The organism is Clostridium niameyense (assembly GCF_001243045.1).
Classification (GTDB): domain Bacteria; phylum Bacillota; class Clostridia; order Clostridiales; family Clostridiaceae; genus Clostridium_F; species Clostridium_F niameyense.
In genome coordinates, this window is the sequence record NZ_LN849007.1 from 845,716 (window position 1) to 862,071 (window position 16,356).

15 protein-coding genes and 1 other annotated feature are annotated in these 16,356 nt (G+C 27.3%); all 15 genes read left to right on the forward strand.

The features are described from left to right. Positions 1-10 precede the first annotated feature (10 nt). Positions 11-529, forward strand: a complete 519-nt coding sequence (locus tag BN1711_RS05000; protein ID WP_050607083.1) for a PRC-barrel domain-containing protein — start codon at positions 11-13, stop codon at positions 527-529. Beyond that, a complete protein-coding gene (locus BN1711_RS05005; protein ID WP_050607084.1) occupies positions 513-1,541 on the forward strand; it encodes an AI-2E family transporter in 1,029 nt (342 codons plus the stop codon). The genes BN1711_RS05000 and BN1711_RS05005 overlap by 17 nt, the downstream gene beginning before the upstream one ends. Before the next feature lie 108 nt (positions 1,542-1,649). Continuing rightward, positions 1,650-1,824, forward strand: a binding site (T-box leader). A gap of 50 nt (positions 1,825-1,874) precedes the next feature. Beyond that, entirely contained in the window at positions 1,875-4,514 is a 2,640-nt protein-coding gene (gene alaS, locus BN1711_RS05010) for an alanine--tRNA ligase (RefSeq protein ID WP_050607085.1), read from the forward strand. Positions 4,515-4,620: 106 nt separating this feature from the next. Beyond that, a complete protein-coding gene (locus BN1711_RS05015) occupies positions 4,621-4,872 on the forward strand; it encodes an IreB family regulatory phosphoprotein (protein ID WP_050607086.1) in 252 nt (83 codons plus the stop codon). 100 nt (positions 4,873-4,972) lie between these two features. Then, positions 4,973-5,380, forward strand: a complete 408-nt coding sequence (gene ruvX, locus BN1711_RS05020) for a Holliday junction resolvase RuvX (RefSeq protein ID WP_050607087.1) — start codon at positions 4,973-4,975, stop codon at positions 5,378-5,380. 42 nt (positions 5,381-5,422) lie between these two features. Then, positions 5,423-5,677, forward strand: a complete 255-nt coding sequence (locus BN1711_RS05025) for a DUF1292 domain-containing protein (RefSeq protein ID WP_050607088.1) — start codon at positions 5,423-5,425, stop codon at positions 5,675-5,677. A gap of 142 nt (positions 5,678-5,819) precedes the next feature. Continuing rightward, positions 5,820-6,257 (forward strand): Fur family transcriptional regulator, encoded by a 438-nt coding sequence (locus BN1711_RS05030; protein WP_050608441.1) that lies wholly within the window; start codon positions 5,820-5,822, stop codon positions 6,255-6,257. A gap of 16 nt (positions 6,258-6,273) precedes the next feature. Next, positions 6,274-7,968 (forward strand): ribonuclease J, encoded by a 1,695-nt coding sequence (locus BN1711_RS05035; RefSeq protein WP_050607089.1) that lies wholly within the window; start codon positions 6,274-6,276, stop codon positions 7,966-7,968. Between the two features lie 333 nt (positions 7,969-8,301). Then, positions 8,302-10,131 carry a translational GTPase TypA gene (gene typA, locus BN1711_RS05040; protein WP_050607090.1) on the forward strand — a complete coding sequence of 610 codons (1,830 nt, stop codon included), beginning with the start codon at positions 8,302-8,304 and terminating at the stop codon, positions 10,129-10,131. A gap of 72 nt (positions 10,132-10,203) precedes the next feature. Next, complete coding sequence (gene mltG / locus BN1711_RS05045; protein ID WP_050607091.1) at positions 10,204-11,220, forward strand: endolytic transglycosylase MltG; 1,017 nt, start codon at positions 10,204-10,206, stop codon at positions 11,218-11,220. 73 nt (positions 11,221-11,293) lie between these two features. Further along, positions 11,294-11,953, forward strand: a complete 660-nt coding sequence (locus tag BN1711_RS05050; RefSeq protein WP_050607092.1) for an O-methyltransferase — start codon at positions 11,294-11,296, stop codon at positions 11,951-11,953. Next, entirely contained in the window at positions 11,943-13,169 is a 1,227-nt protein-coding gene (locus BN1711_RS05055; RefSeq protein WP_050607093.1) for a peptidase U32 family protein, read from the forward strand. The genes BN1711_RS05050 and BN1711_RS05055 overlap by 11 nt, the downstream gene beginning before the upstream one ends. Positions 13,170-13,185: 16 nt before the next feature. Then, the gene (gene udk, locus BN1711_RS05060; protein ID WP_050607094.1) at positions 13,186-13,809 is read left to right on the forward strand and encodes a uridine kinase; all 624 of its coding nucleotides are present in this window, start codon (positions 13,186-13,188) and stop codon (positions 13,807-13,809) included. A 62-nt stretch (positions 13,810-13,871) separates the two neighbouring features. Next, positions 13,872-15,542, forward strand: coding sequence for a penicillin-binding transpeptidase domain-containing protein (locus BN1711_RS05065; protein ID WP_082174128.1), 1,671 nt, complete (start codon positions 13,872-13,874; stop codon positions 15,540-15,542). 85 nt (positions 15,543-15,627) lie between these two features. After that, positions 15,628-16,335 (forward strand): RNA polymerase sporulation sigma factor SigK, encoded by a 708-nt coding sequence (gene sigK, locus BN1711_RS05070; protein WP_050607096.1) that lies wholly within the window; start codon positions 15,628-15,630, stop codon positions 16,333-16,335. The last annotated feature ends 21 nt before the right edge of the window (positions 16,336-16,356 follow it).

Below are 16,356 nucleotides of genomic sequence, written 5' to 3' on the forward strand. Positions count from 1 at the left end.
GGGAGAAAATATGTATAGAAGCAAGGATTTTCAGTATATGGATGTATTTAACATAAAGGGCAAAAAAATAGGCTTTGTAAAAGATATAGTTTTGGATTTTCATAAAGGAAACATGCTAGGATTTTATGTAAATAGTTATAAAATATTTAATAAAAATAATAATGTACTTTTAAAAGATATTGTATATCTAAATAAGAATATTGTAATTAAAAAAAATTCCAAGGGAAATTTTTTAAGATTTAAAGACATAAAACATATGGATGTTATAGATTTAGAAAATAATATATTAGGAATTTTAGATGACTTAATAATAGATGAAAAAACTTTTAAAATAACTGCAATAGTAGTATCTACAGGCTTCTTAAATAATTTTATACAAGGTAAAAAAATTATAGCTTTAGATGATGTTATATTAGGAGAGGATAACCTATTATATTTTAATAACAAAAATAACAATATTAATTTGGTAATGAAAGTAAGAAATATAGATTATTATAATCAGGAGAATAAAAATGAAAATAGAAAATAAATTTAAGAATTATAAATATATTATTATAATACCTTTAATATTAATATTATTATATTTAATATTAAAAAATGAAATAGTAGCTAGCATACTGAATTTAATATTTATTTCTTTTTTTATTTATTATTTTATAAAACCCATACATAGATTTTTAAAAAATAAAGGAGTAGGGAACAAATTAGGAGCTATTATTTTGATACTATCTTTAATTTCATTAATAACTTTAATAGTAACCTCTTTTGTTCCTGCTGTATTTAAAGAAAGTTTAAATATAAATAAAGTTATTATCAATATAGAACAATATATAGAGAAGTTTTATGATGAAGTTAAAATTTTAAAAAATAATAAAAGTAGCTATGTAATTTTAGACAAATTAGGTGAGAAGTTTAATAGTTCTGTTATTGAATTTGAAAATAAATTTTTTAAATCTCTATTAAATATAGGGGCAAATATATTAGATATAGCAGTGGTACCTATTATAGTTTATTATTTTTTAGCAGAAGGTGAAAGCATAAGAAATAAAATACTTATAGTGTTTCCTGTAAAATTTAGAGAGTTAGTTAAAAATATATTTGAAGATATTGATAAAGTTATTGGAAGATATATAGTAAGTCAAGTTTTATTATCTTTAATAATAGGTGTGGCTACTTTTATAATATTGGTAATTTTAAAAATAGACTTTCCTATATTACTGTCTTTTTTAAATGCATTTTTTAATATAATACCTTATTTTGGACCTATAATAGGTTCGCTACCAGCTATATTAATAGCACTTATGAAATCTTATAAAAGCGCATTATGGACTTTATGTTTACTATATTTACTTCAACAAATAGAGGGAAACATAATAGCACCTAAAGTTACAGGAGATAGCATAGATATGCACCCTTTAACAATCATATTTCTTTTAACAATAGGGGGAAAATTATATGGATTTATCGGTATGGTAATAGCTATACCAATAGGAGTAGTTTTAAAAGTAATTTATGAAGATTTAAATTATTACTTGTTTTAAGTATGGCTAATTCTATAGAGTATAATATGTTTTATAATTAGAATATAAAACTTTTATTTATTGACATAAATGAAAATTTTGCTTATAATTTGAACATAATAATATATAACTATAGCAATGATTAAAAGGAGTAAGCATAATTATTTTATAAAGAGAGGAAGTGGTAGGTGAAAACTTCTTAAAATGTGTGCTGAAGCTGTTTAGGAGCTATATTTTTAGAGCGTAAATGTAACTTTACATTTAAATTAGGGTGGTACCGCGGAATATGACTTTCGTCCCTTTGGGGATTGAGAGTTTTTTTTATTGAAATAAATATTAAAAGGAGAGATACATATGGATAAAATGGGATTGAATGATATTAGAGAAGCATATCTTAAATTTTTTGAAAGTAAGGAACATTTGAGATTACCTAGCTTTTCATTAGTTCCTAAAAACGATAAAAGTTTACTTTTAATTAATGCAGGTATGGCGCCTTTAAAGCCATATTTTACAGGACTTCAAACTCCACCAAGTAAAAGAGTTACTACTTGTCAAAAGTGTGTAAGAACTGGAGATATAGAGAATGTAGGTAAAACATCAAGACATGGTACCTTCTTTGAAATGCTTGGTAATTTTTCTTTTGGAGATTATTTTAAAAATGAAGTTATTCCATGGGCTTGGGAATTTACTACAGAAGTTTTAAAGTTACCTAAAGATAAGCTATATGTAACTATTTATTTAGATGATGATGAAGCTTATAATATATGGACAAATAAAACAGATATAAATCCAGAAAGAATATTTAGATTAGGAAAAGAAGATAATTTTTGGGAACATGGAGCAGGTCCTTGTGGTCCTTGTTCTGAAATACATTTTGATAAAGCAGGTGTTAATGCTAAAACTGCAGAAGAGTTTGTAAAATTTAGTGATGAAGATAAGATAGTAGAATTTTGGAACTTAGTTTTTACACAATTTGATAAGGATGAAGAAGAAAATTATTCTAAATTAGATCATCCTAATATAGACACAGGTATGGGTCTTGAAAGAATGGCAACAATACTTCAGGGAGTAGATAGTATATTTGAAGTAGATACTATAAAGGCCATTTTAAATGAGGTTTCAAAGAAGTCTAATGTAGAGTACAAAAAAGATAAGAACGTAGATATATCTTTAAGAATAATTACAGATCATATAAGAAGTATTACATTTATGATAAGTGATGGAATATTACCTTCTAATGAAGGGAGAGGTTATGTTTTAAGAAGACTTCTAAGAAGAGCTGCAAGGCATGGAAAAACTTTAGGAATAAAAAAATCATTCTTATGTGATCTTGCAGATATAGTTATAGAAAATTCTTATAGAGGTTATCCTGAACTTAAAGAAAAAAGCGATTATATAAAAAAAGTTATAAAACTTGAAGAAGAGAGATTTGATGAAACTATAGATTCTGGTATACAAATATTAAATGAATATATAGATGAAATTAAGAAAGAAAATAAAAATATGCTTTCAGGAGAAAAAGCATTTAAATTATATGATACTTATGGATTCCCAGTAGAGCTTACAGAGGAAATATTAGAGGAAAAGGGAATAAAAGTTAATAAAGAAGATTTTAATAAGGAAATGAAAAAACAAAGAGAAAGAGCAAGAGCAGCAAGAGAAGAAACCAATTATATGGGAGCTGAAGATACTATCTTAAATAAAATAGATTTAAGTATAAATACTGAATTTGATGGTTATGATAAATTACAGCTAGATTCAAAAATAGAAGTTTTAGTTAAGGATGAGGAATTTAAAAATAGTTTAGAAAAAGGCGATGAAGGTGTTATAGTAGTTTCAAAAACTCCATTTTATGCAGAAATGGGCGGACAAATAGGAGACAATGGAATTATATATAATAGTAGTTTTAAAGCAAAAGTTTTAGATTGTAAGAAGAATATATCGGGAAAAGTACTTCATTTTGTAAAAATGATAGAAGGAAAAGTTTCTATGAATGAAGAAGTTACTTTAAAAGTAGATGAAGAAAGAAGAAATAATATAAGAAAAAATCATACAGCTACTCATATACTTCATGAAGCATTAAGAAAGGTATTAGGAGAACATGTACATCAATCTGGTTCTTATGTAGATGAAGAAAGATTAAGATTTGACTTTAATCATTTTGAATCTGTAAGTGAAGAAGATTTAAAACAAATTGAAATGATTGTAAATAGGGAAATAATGAAAGCCAATACTGTAAATACAAAAGTTATGGATATTGAAGAGGCAAGAAAAGAAGGAGCCATAGCTTTATTTGATAATAAATATAAAGATGATGTTAGAGTAGTAGCAATAGGTGATTTTAGTAAAGAACTATGTGGAGGAACTCATGCATTTAATACTGGAGAAATAGGAATATTTAAGATAATATCTGAAACAGGTATAGCAGCAGGAATAAGAAGAATAGAAGCAGTTACAGGTATTAAGGCTATAGAATATATAGAGTACAAAAATAACATATTAAAAGAAGTAGCTAAAACATTAAAATGTAATGAAAAAGATGTAATAGCTAGATTAGATAATCAAGTATTAGAATTAAGGGAAAAAGAGAGGGAAATAGAATCCTTAAAATCTAAATTAGCTAGTGGCGCGGAAGACGAAATATTAAATAATTTAAAAGAAATAAAAGGTATTAAAGTAGTATCTGGAAAATTAAAAGACGTAGATGGAAATGCCTTAAGAGATCTAGGAGATAAAATAAAAAATAAGATACAAGAAGGATTAGTAGTTTTAGGTAGTGAATGTAATGGTAAGGTTTTATTTGTAGCCATGGCTACTAAAGAAACTGTAGAAAAGGGAGTTCATTGTGGAAAGATAATTAAAGAAGTATCAAAGATCGCTGACGGTGGTGGCGGTGGAAGACCAGACATGGCTCAAGCAGGAGGAAAGAATCCTGAGATGTTAGATGAGGCATTAAAAGCAGTTGGAAACATTATTGAAACTTTAGTAAAGTAGTATACTTTTTATTAAATATGTTCTATAATATATATATATAACATCGCTTACTTAAACTACTTGAGATATTACAAGTCTCAGAAGGATTATAAGTGAGGTGAATAAAATGAGTGATGATAAAACAATACAATTCAATCCAGTAGAAAATAAGAAGGCCTTAACTAAAGAGATATTAAGTAAAGTTTATGATGCATTGTTAAAAAAAGGCTATAATCCAGTAAATCAGTTAGTAGGATATTTAATTTCAGGAGATCCTACATATATTACCAATTATAATGGAGCAAGAGCTTTACTTAGAAAATTAGAAAGAGATGAGATTTTAGAGGAAGTTTTAAAATCCTATTTAGGGATAAATTAAAAAATAAAAATGCCCTTTAGGGCATTTTTATTTTAAATATGGAAATAATATAAGTATAATCTTATAATTTATAATAAATTACATATCTAGGAGATTTTTTATGAGAATATTAGGACTTGATATAGGAGATAGAACTATAGGAGTAGCTATAAGTGATCCTTTAGGATTTACAGCGCAAGGTGTTACCACTATAAAAAGAACAAGTGAAGAAAGGGATATAGAAGAATTAAAAAAAATATGTGAAGAATATAAAGTTGATACTATAGTATCAGGACTTCCTAAAAATATGAACGGAACTTTGGGACCACAGAGTGAAAAGGTTATTAGTTTTTGTGATTTAATTAAAAGTCATATAGATATACCTATAAAAATGTGGGATGAAAGATTAACTACTGTAGCAGCTACAAGAGCTATGTTAGAAGCAGACTTATCAAGAGCTAAAAGAAAGAAAATAGTTGATAAAGTAGCAGCTACATACATATTACAAGGATATTTAGATAGTATATAATTTACATAAGCTAAAAAAATGCATTGAAAAGGAGTATGTATTATGGATAATTATTTAGAGGCAATAACTTTAACAGATGAAGAAGGAAAAGAAACAGAATTTGAAGTGATAACAAAATTAGACATAGAAGAAAATGAATATGTTATAGTGGTACCTAAGAATGAAGAAGTAGATGAAGCTATAGCTCTTAAGATAGATAAAAATCAAGAAGGGGAAAATTTATTTATTCCTGTAGATGATGAAGAAGAATTCAATATGGTAGCTGAAGCATACGAATTATTATTTTCAGAGGAATAATAATTCATGAATTTTACTTGATTTCTATGAGGTTTTTATTTAAATAAAATTTATCAATTGATAATCAAATGATTGAACATTAAATAAAAGTAAAAAGTAGTTAAAGGTGGAATGAAAAGTGTTAGGTTTTATACAACAAGAAATGAATAACTTAAAGGAAAATCTTAAAGCTAAAGGTTACAAATTAACCCCTCAAAGAAGGGCTATTTTAAACATAATAGTAAAAAATGAAGGCAGCCATCTAACTACAGAGGAATTATATGATTTAGTAAAAATAGAATGTCCAGAAATAGGTCTTGCTACAGTGTATAGAACAGTACAACTTCTAGAAGAAATGGGTGTAGTATCGAAAATAGATTTGGATGATGGTTGTAGTAGATATGAGCTAGTAAATAGAGATGAAAATCATCAACATCATCATTTAATTTGTAGTGAATGTAGTAAGATTATAGAAGTTAAAGATGATCTTTTAGAAGAGTTGGAGCAAAATATAGAAAAAGAATATAATTTTAAAATAAAGAACCATAGTTTAAAGTTCTATGGTATATGTGATCAGTGCCAAAAGAAAAATAAATCATAATTTAAAAGGAGGGAAAATGTTGCGCAAAGAAATAGACAAGGTAAAAGATAGAGAAAAAGATAAAGTAAAAATTATTCCATTAGGCGGCGTAAATGAAATAGGTAAAAATCTAACTGCTATAGAGTACAAAAATGATATAGTTGTAATAGACTGTGGACTTAAATTTCCAGATGAAGACATGTTAGGTATAGATGTGGTAATACCGGATATTACTTATTTAAAGAAAAATATAGATAAAGTTAGGGGAATATTTTTAACTCATGGGCATGAAGACCATATAGGTGCACTGCCTTATGTGTTAAAAGAAATAAATGTACCTGTATATGGAACGAAACTTACCCTTGGTATAGTAGAAACAAAGCTAAAAGAACATGGACTTTTAAGTTCTGTTGCTTTAAAGCGCATAAAGCCAAGAGATGTAATACGACTTAAAGATGTTTCAGTAGAATTTATAAGAACTAGCCATAGTATAGCTGATGCAGTAGCAATAGCTATACATACACCAATAGGTATTGTTCTTCATACAGGAGATTTTAAAATAGATTATACACCTATAGATGGACATGTGGCAGATTTGGCGAGGTTTACAGAGCTTGGTAAACGTGGTGTAATTGTAATGATGGCAGATAGCACTAACGTAGAAAGACCGGGCTATACTATGTCAGAAAGTACTGTAGGAGAAGCATTTTTAAATATTTTTGCTAATGCTAAAGGAAGAATTGTTATAGCTACTTTTGCTTCTAATATACACAGAATACAACAAGTAGTTAGGGCAGCAGAGAAGTATGGAAGAAAAGTTGCAGTTTCAGGAAGAAGCATGGAAAATATATTAGAGGTAGCTATGAAACTTGGATATATAAAGGCTGGAAAAGATGTATTTATAGGTATTGATGCTGTAGATAAGTATCCTAATGATAAGGTTGTTATCGTAACTACAGGCAGCCAAGGAGAACCTATGTCAGCTCTTTCAAGAATGGCAGCTTCAGAACATAAAAAGGTTAATATAATACCTGGTGATACAGTAGTTATTTCAGCTACACCTATACCAGGAAATGAAAAGTTAGTTTCAAGAGTAATAAATCAATTATTTAAAAAAGGCGCTGATGTTATATATGAGGCACTAGCAGATATTCATGTATCTGGTCATGCGTGCCAAGAAGAACTTAAACTTATGCATACATTAGTAAAACCAAAATTCTTTATGCCAGTTCATGGGGAATATAGACACTTAAAACAACATGCAGAACTTGCTTGTAAATTAGGACTTTCACATAATAATGTAGTAATATCTGATATAGGAGATATAGTAGAAGTAACTAGAGATAACATAAGAAAAAGTGGATCTGTAATTTCAGGTCAAGTATTTGTAGATGGACTTGGTGTAGGAGATGTAGGGAATATTGTATTGAGAGATAGAAAACACTTATCTCAAGATGGTATACTTACAGTAGTAGTTACTATAGAAAAAGATACAGGAGCAGTAATAGCTGGACCTGATATAATTTCAAGAGGTTTTGTATATGTAAGGGAATCAGAAGATTTAATGGAAGAAGCTAAAGAGCTTGTAAGAGAAGCACTTCAAAAATGTGAAGAAAAACATATAACAGAGTGGGCAACTATAAAGTCTAATATAAAAGATGTACTTCGTGGTTTCCTTTATGAAAAAACTAAGAGAAAACCAATGATATTGCCGATTATAATGGAAATATAATATTAATGGAGGACATTAAACTAAGAAAATAGTTTAATGTTCTCTTTTAAAATTAACGGAATAAAGTAGAGTATTCAAAAAATTAATTTAAATGTTATAAAGTTACATATGAATAATTTTTAAAACATAAGTTATAATTAATATTACATAAGTTGACTTTTTATGAGTATAATATTAAAATAATATGGTGAACTTAATTGGATACTATATGAGTATCCAATTTTTTTGAGGAATTAGATTTTATTTTAGTTTAGTAATTTTAGTATTATAATTATTAAATTTTACATAAAATAGTTAACTAATTTTTTAATTTAATAAATTGGAGGAAATAGTATGGGTTTATTTGTAAGAAATGACATAAGGAATGTGGCTATAATAGCGCACGTTGACCATGGTAAAACAACCTTAGTAGATGCTTTGCTTAGACAAAGCCATGTATTTAGAGATAATGAAAAGGTGCAAGAAAGAGTCATGGATTCTAATGATATAGAAAAAGAAAGAGGAATAACTATATTGTCTAAAAACACTGCAGTAAATTATAATGGTGTTAAAATAAATATAGTAGATACTCCAGGACATGCGGATTTTGGTGGAGAAGTTGAGCGTGTACTTAAAATGGTAGATAGTGTTATATTAGTTGTGGATTCTTATGAAGGTCCTATGCCACAAACTAAGTTTGTTACTAAAAAGGCATTAGAATTAAATTTACAACCAATAGTAGTTATAAACAAGATAGATAAGCCAGATGCAAGACCAGAAGAAGTTTTAGATGAAGTATTTGATTTATTTGTAGAACTTGGAGCAAATGACGAACAATTAGATTTCCCAGTAATTTATGCTTCAGCTAGAGATGGCGTAGCTAAAAGAGAAGTAGAAGATGAAGCTGTAGATATGGAACCTTTATTTGATGCTATAGTAAAAAATGTTAAAGCACCAGAAGGAGAATTGGATATGCCTCTTCAAATGCTTGTAACTACTATAGATTACAATGAATATGTAGGTAAAATAGGTATAGGTAAGATAGAAAGAGGAACGATTAAAAAGAATCAACAAGTAGCATTAATAAGAAAAGGTGGGGAAATAGATAACGTAAAAATTTCTTCATTATATGTTTATGATGGACTTAATAAAGTAGAAACTGAAGAAGCTAAACTTGGAGATATTATAGCTGTAGCAGGTATACCAGATATAAATATAGGGGAAACTGTAGCAGATTCAGCTAATCCAGAAGCACTTCCTTTTGTAGAAATAGACGAACCTACACTAAGCATGAACTTCATGGTTAATAATTCACCTTTTGCAGGTAAGGATGGAAAATTTGTTACATCTAGACACTTAAGAGACAGACTTATAAAAGAATTAGAAACAAACGTAAGTTTAAAAGTAGAAGAAACAGATTCTGCAGAGTGTTTTAAGGTAAGCGGAAGAGGAGAACTACATCTTTCTGTTTTAATAGAAACTATGAGAAGACAAGGATATGAGTTCCAAGTTTCAAAACCAATGGTTATATTTAAAGAAGAAAATGGTAAAAAATTAGAGCCTATTGAAAGATTAACTATAGATGTACCAGAAGAATTTATGGGAGTAGTTATGGAAAAGTTAGGACCTAGAAAAGCAGAAATGGTTAATATGACTTCTGCTATAAATGGTTATACTAGATTAGAATTTAAAATACCAGCAAGAGGACTAATAGGATTTAGAAATGAGTTCATGACAGATACAAAAGGTAATGGAATCATGAATCATGTGCTTGAAGACTATGAAGCATATAAAGGAGAAATACCTGAAAGATCAAGAGGATCTTTAGTTGCTTTTGAATCGGGTGATGCTATAACTTATGGTTTATTTAATGCTCAAGAAAGAGGTATATTGTTTATAGAAGCAGGTACTCCAGTTTATGAAGGAATGATAGTAGGACAATGTTCTAGAACTGGTGATATAGATGTAAATGTATGTAAGAAGAAACATTTATCAAATACAAGATCTTCAGGTGCAGATGATGCATTAAAATTAGTACCTATAACTCAAATGACATTAGAGCAATGTCTTGAATTTATAGCTTCTGATGAGTTAGTAGAAGTTACACCTAATAATATAAGAATGAGAAAGAAAATATTAGATTCAGATTTAAGAAGAAAAGCTACTATAAGAAAAAATAAATAACAAAAGATTAATTTAAACAACTGGCTTTCGCTAGTTGTTTATCTATATAATAAACCACTGGTGGTGATTTGTGTGAAGAAAAAAAGTATAATTATTTCAAGTATTTCTATTGTATTAATAATTATTATAGGTTCTTTATTTGTACAAAGAAGAACTATAATAAAACCATTAAAAAGTAGTGAGAAAAAGGTACAGGTTGTAGTTAATAAAAATGAAAATTTAAATGATATAGTAGATAAATTAAGTTCGGAAAAAAAGCTTAGAGGCAAGATTTTTATAAAAAAATATATAGCTAAAAAAAATATTTCTCAAAAAACAGTAGCAGGAAAGTATACTTTTTCTAACAAAATTTCATTAAATAACTTTCTATTAGATTTAAATAAAGGTATATTTGATGAAACACCAGTAAGAGTTACTATTCCTGAGGGATATAGTATAGAACAAATAGGAAATAAATTAGAGCAGCAGGGTATAATAAAAAAAGAAGATTTTATAGAAACGGTAAAAAAATATAAAACACCTTCTTATATAAAAAAAGATTCTAAAAGGAAATATTCTTTAGAAGGCTATTTATTCCCAGATACTTATGAATTTTTTAAAGGTATGGAAGGAAAAGTTATTGTGGATAAGATGTTGAGTAGATTTCAATATGTAATTTCCCAAATAGAGAAAGAGAAGAATCTAAAAATAGATGAAAATGATATGGATAATATTATTAATATGGCATCAGTTATAGAAAAAGAAGCCCAAAAATCTATTGAAAGGGATAAGATATCTTCTGTTTTTTATAATAGATTAGAAAAAAATATGAAATTAGAATCTTGTGCTACAGTTCTTTATGCTTTAGGACAACATAAAAATAAATTATATTATAAGGATTTAAAAACAAAATCAGATTATAATACTTATCTACATAAAGGCTTGCCTATAGGGCCTATATGTTCTCCAGGAAAAAACTCTATAGTAGCAGCGTTAAAACCAGAAAAAACTAATTATTTGTATTTTGTGTCTAAAAATGATGGTACCCATTTTTTTACTAATAATTATAATGAATTTTTAAAGGTCAAAAAAGAGACTCAAGGAGATTAATAAATTTAAAGATGACCTAATATTTAAGGTCATCTTTTGTTATAATGTTATTATTCTATAAATGGAGGAGATTATGAGTAAAATAGCCTATGATTATATGGAAGATTATATAAGATCTTTAATACCTGAACATACAGGAGAGATAAAGGAATTAGAAAACTATGCAAAGGAAAATTTGGTACCTATAGTACATAAAGAAGTAGCTAATTTTTTAGAGTTAATGATAAATATAAAAAAACCTTCTAAAATTCTTGAGTTAGGTACAGCTATTGGATATTCATCTATATTAATGAATATGAGTTCTAAAGGTGAAAGTAACATTGTAACCATTGAAAGAGATAAAAATATGGTGAATATAGCAAAGGAAAACTTTAAGAAGTTTAAAGTAGAAGAAAAAATACGTATAATAGAAGGAGATTGTATTGAAATTCTTAAAAGTTTAGATGATAAATATGATTTAATATTTATGGATGCAGGAAAGGGGCATTATAATGAGTTTTTACCTTATTGTTTAAATCTTTTAAGTAAAGATGGAATTATAATAGCAGATAATGTACTTTTTAGAGGCATGGTAGCTTGTGATGAATTAGTTATAAGAAGAAAAATAACTATTGTAAAAAGAATGAGAAAATATATGGATATGATAAGTGATAAAGATAAGTTTATCACCTCTGTTATACCTATGGGAGATGGTATAGCCATAACCAAAAGGAGGAAAGAATATGATCTTTAAGAAAAAACCGGAACTTTTAGCTCCAGCGGGGAATTTAGAAAAATTAAAAACTGCTATAAACTTTGGAGCGGACGCAGTATATTTAGGAGGAAGTAAATTAAACCTAAGGGCTTTTGCAGATAATTTTACAGATGAGGATTTAAAAGAAGGAATAGAATACGCTCATAATAGAGGGAAAAAGGTTCATGTAACAGTAAATGTTTTTCCTCATAATGGGGATTTAGATGGATTAGAGGATTACTTAAAAAAATTATATGAATTAAAAGTTGATGCTATTATAGTATCAGATCCAGGAATTATTATGACAGCTAGAGAGGTAGTTCCAGATTTAGAGTTACATATAAGTACACAAGCTAGCACAGTTAATTGGAAAAGTGCTATGTTTTGGCACAAACAAGGTGCCCAAAGAGTTGTTTTAGCAAGAGAATTATCTTTAGATGAGATTAAAGATATAAAAAAGAAAGTGTCTAAAGATTGTGAAATAGAAGCTTTTATTCATGGATCTATGTGTATGTCTTATTCAGGTAGATGTGTACTATCTAATTATATGACAGGAAGAGATTCTAATAGAGGAGCTTGTGCTCAACCTTGTAGATATAAATATTATTTAATGGAAGAAAAAAGACCAGGTCAATACTTCCCAGTATTTGAAGATGAAAGAGGAGCTTATATAATGAACTCTAAGGATTTATGTATGATACACCATATACCAGAACTTATGGAAAGCGGAATAGATTCTTTTAAAATAGAAGGAAGAATGAAAAGTTCCTTTTATGTAGCTACTGTAGTTAAAGCATATAGAGAAGCTATAGATTCATATTTTGAAAAAGGCCAAGATTATAAATTTCAAGATAGATGGATGGATTATCTATCAAAGGCAAGTCATAGAGAATATTGTACAGGATTTTATTTTAATGAAGAGAATAAACAATGTTTTCAGTCTTCAGCTTATATAAGAAATTGTGATATTATAGGGATAGTTAAATCTTTTGATGAGAAAACTAATATAGCAGTAGTAGAACAAAAAAATAAAGTACTAGATAATGATGAAATAGAAGTTTTAACTCCAGATGAGGAAATCTTTAAAATAACTATTAAAAATATGGTAGATCATAATGATAAAAAGATAGAATCCGCTCCAAGGGCTCAAATGATATTTAAATTTATAAGTGATAAGAAATTAAAAGTAAATGATATTTTAGTAAAAAACAAATAAATTAGGGGGGAAATAAATGAAGCGCCCAGTATTAATAGGAATAACAGGAGGAACGGGTTCTGGAAAAAGTACCGTTGCAAAAGAAATTTATAAAAAATTTGATGAGGATTGTATTGCTATGATTGAACAAGATTCTTATTATAAGGATCAAAGTAATACACCTATAGAAGATAGAAGTAAGAAAAATTATGATCATCCAGATGCTTTTGATAATGATTTACTTATAGAGCATTTAAATGATTTATTAAATCTTAAAACTATAAAAAAGCCTATATATGATTTTGAAATACATAATAGAAAAGAAGAAACTATAAAAGTAGAGCCTAGAGATATAATAATAGTTGAGGGTATATTAGTTCTTCAAGATGAAAAGTTAAGAGATTTACTAGATATAAAGATATATGTAGATACAGATGCAGACGTTAGAATAATAAGAAGACTTGTAAGGGATATAAATGAAAGAGGAAGAACTGTAGATTCTGTTATAAACCAATACTTAAATGTAGTAAGACCTATGCATATGCAATTTATAGAACCAACTAAAAGATATGCAGATATTATTATACCTGAAGGTGGACATAATAAGGTAGCTATTGATATGATGGTGGCTAATATAAAACATTTATTAAAAACATATTAATTTTCGAATAAAATACTTCATTTTGGCTATAATTTTAGCTAAGATGAGGTGTTTTTTTTATGATAAAATATGGAAACAAAAAAAGAATTTATAACTTATTTATATTATTTGTAATTATATTTGTAATTTTAATATACAGAATTTTTAAGTTTCAATTTTTTGATGCTAAAAAGCTTAGTGTAATGGCAGAATCTCAGTATACTTATATGGAATCTACAAGAGAGAATAAATGGTTGCTTTTAGATTCTAAGGGAAGAGATCTTTTAAAATATAAGGATAAATATTATGCTGTTATAGTACCAGATTCTTTTAAAGAAAATCAACAAGATAAAAATGAAGAAAAAATTTTATCTATAATATACACTTTAAGAAATTATAATAAAGATTATGATATAACTAAGATGCAATCTTTAGATAAAAGTGGGAAAATATATTATGAAATAGATAAAAATACTTATGAAAAGTTAGAAAAAATGAAAGATATAAAGGGATTTTATGTCTATAAAAAAAAGGTTGTAGATAAAGGTAATACTGAAAAAAAGGAATATTGGAAATTAGAAAATATGTTATTAAATCCTTATAAAAATGACGGTAAAACTTTAAAGGATAAAAATACTTTAGAAATGAATATATATGATAAGGTAAAAAATAATGAAAACCCTAAAATTATATATAAAAAGGATTTATCAGGTAAAATTATATCTGCTGAAATGAAAAATACTAAAAATAATATAAATCCAAAACTAACATTAGATTATGATATTCAAGAAAAAATAAAAAAAGTTTTATTAAAGGATGAATATAAATCTTTTGATCAAATAGGTGTTATATTAATGGAAAGTAACACAGGTAAGATAAAATCTATGATACAAAAGGATGAAACTCTACCTAATATAAATATTGCAGCAGCTACTAAAAATGGTTTTCCTCCAGGATCTATTTTTAAAGTTTTGGTAGAGGAGGCAGGTATTGAAAAAGATATAATATCTACTAATGATAAATTTACTTGTACATCAGAATTTGAAAAAAATCATAAAAGTAATCACGGAACTTTATCTGTAAGAGATGCGTTTATAGTTTCTTGTAATCATATATTTTCTCAAATAGGAATGAAAGTGGGATTTGAAAATATAAACTCTATGATAAAAAAACATGGACTATATGACAAGGTGTTGAATTTACAACAGGAACAAAAAGGTAATCTAGAATTAAAAGGGAATAAACAGCCTAATATATCTGATGGAACATTACCTTTATTATCTTTTGGCCAGTTAATAAGAATTACTCCTATAGAATCTATAGCTATGGTGAATACAGTGGTTAATGATGGGATATATGTAAAACCGTATATATTAGAAGGATATGTTAATGACAATAATGAAGTTATAGAAAAATTAAATACAGAAGAAGAAAGAATTATCACAAGAAATACAGCTAATATTATGAAAAATCAAATGTTAGATGTAGTTAAACATGGTACAGCTAAAGGAACTTATGACAATAATATGGAGATTGGTGGCAAAACTGGTACTAATCAAAGAAGTCAAGTAAATAAGGATAATAAATTACAAAATTATTCTGATGGATGGTTCATAGGTTTTTTTAACAGTCGTGGGGTGTATTATTCTATGGTAGTTTTTGTACCTAATATTAATGCAAAGGAGCAAAGCGCAGGTTCTACAGCAGTACCTATTTTTTATGACATAGTAAAAAATATAAAAGATTCAATTTAAATTAAGGATATTTTATATGTACATGCACTTTTTATTTAATAAGCACATAGTATATTAATAAGCACTATTAGGAGGGACTAGAAGATTGTTTTTAGTAGGTGGCTTATTGGATATATTAAGTAGCATGATATTTTTAACAGGTTATGTTACTGGAAATAATTCTTTCCCAAAACCTTTAAATGAAAAAGAGGAAAAGTATTATTTAGAAAAATTAAAACAGGGAGATAAATCAGCTAAAAACATATTAGTGGAAAGGAATTTAAGATTAGTAGCTCATATTGTAAAAAAATATTCCTATCCTGGTAAAGACATAGATGATTTAATATCCATAGGCACAGTAGGGCTTATAAAAGCAATAGATTCCTTTGATAATTCAAAAGGAACGAGACTTGCAACCTATGCAGCTAAGTGTATAGAAAATGAAATATTAATGCTTATAAGGAACAACAAAAAAACTAAGGGAGAGGTATATCTTCAAGATCCTATAGGGGTTGATAAGGAAGGTAATGAAATTTCCCTTATAGATATACTAAGTAGTGATGAAGATTCAGTAATAGAAATAGTAGAAAATAAAATACAAGTGAAAAAATTGTATTCTAAAATTGATGTTTGTTTAAAGGGAAGAGAAAAAAGTGTAATTCAAATGAGATATGGGTTAAAAGATGGAAGTCCTAAAACCCAAAGGGAAATAGCAGGAATTTTAAATATATCAAGATCTTATGTATCAAGAATAGAGAAAAAAGCTCTGAAAAAATTAAATAAGGAATTAAATAAAGAAGTTAAAAGTAAATAATTTAGTAAAGAATTAAGAATT

Bases quoted from the DNA above. Each gene is read 5' to 3' on its own strand.
- BN1711_RS05000 (WP_050607083.1), top strand. From the start codon at position 11: ATGTATAGAAGCAAGGATTTTCAGTATATGGATGTATTTAACATAAAG.
- BN1711_RS05005 (WP_050607084.1), top strand. From the start codon at position 513: ATGAAAATAGAAAATAAATTTAAGAATTATAAATATATTATTATAATA.
- alaS (WP_050607085.1), top strand. From the start codon at position 1,875: ATGGATAAAATGGGATTGAATGATATTAGAGAAGCATATCTTAAATTT.
- BN1711_RS05015 (WP_050607086.1), top strand. From the start codon at position 4,621: ATGAGTGATGATAAAACAATACAATTCAATCCAGTAGAAAATAAGAAG.
- ruvX (WP_050607087.1), top strand. From the start codon at position 4,973: ATGAGAATATTAGGACTTGATATAGGAGATAGAACTATAGGAGTAGCT.
- BN1711_RS05025 (WP_050607088.1), top strand. From the start codon at position 5,423: ATGGATAATTATTTAGAGGCAATAACTTTAACAGATGAAGAAGGAAAA.
- BN1711_RS05030 (WP_050608441.1), top strand. From the start codon at position 5,820: ATGAATAACTTAAAGGAAAATCTTAAAGCTAAAGGTTACAAATTAACC.
- BN1711_RS05035 (WP_050607089.1), top strand. From the start codon at position 6,274: ATGTTGCGCAAAGAAATAGACAAGGTAAAAGATAGAGAAAAAGATAAA.
- typA (WP_050607090.1), top strand. From the start codon at position 8,302: ATGGGTTTATTTGTAAGAAATGACATAAGGAATGTGGCTATAATAGCG.
- BN1711_RS05050 (WP_050607092.1), top strand. From the start codon at position 11,294: ATGAGTAAAATAGCCTATGATTATATGGAAGATTATATAAGATCTTTA.
- BN1711_RS05055 (WP_050607093.1), top strand. From the start codon at position 11,943: ATGATCTTTAAGAAAAAACCGGAACTTTTAGCTCCAGCGGGGAATTTA.
- udk (WP_050607094.1), top strand. From the start codon at position 13,186: ATGAAGCGCCCAGTATTAATAGGAATAACAGGAGGAACGGGTTCTGGA.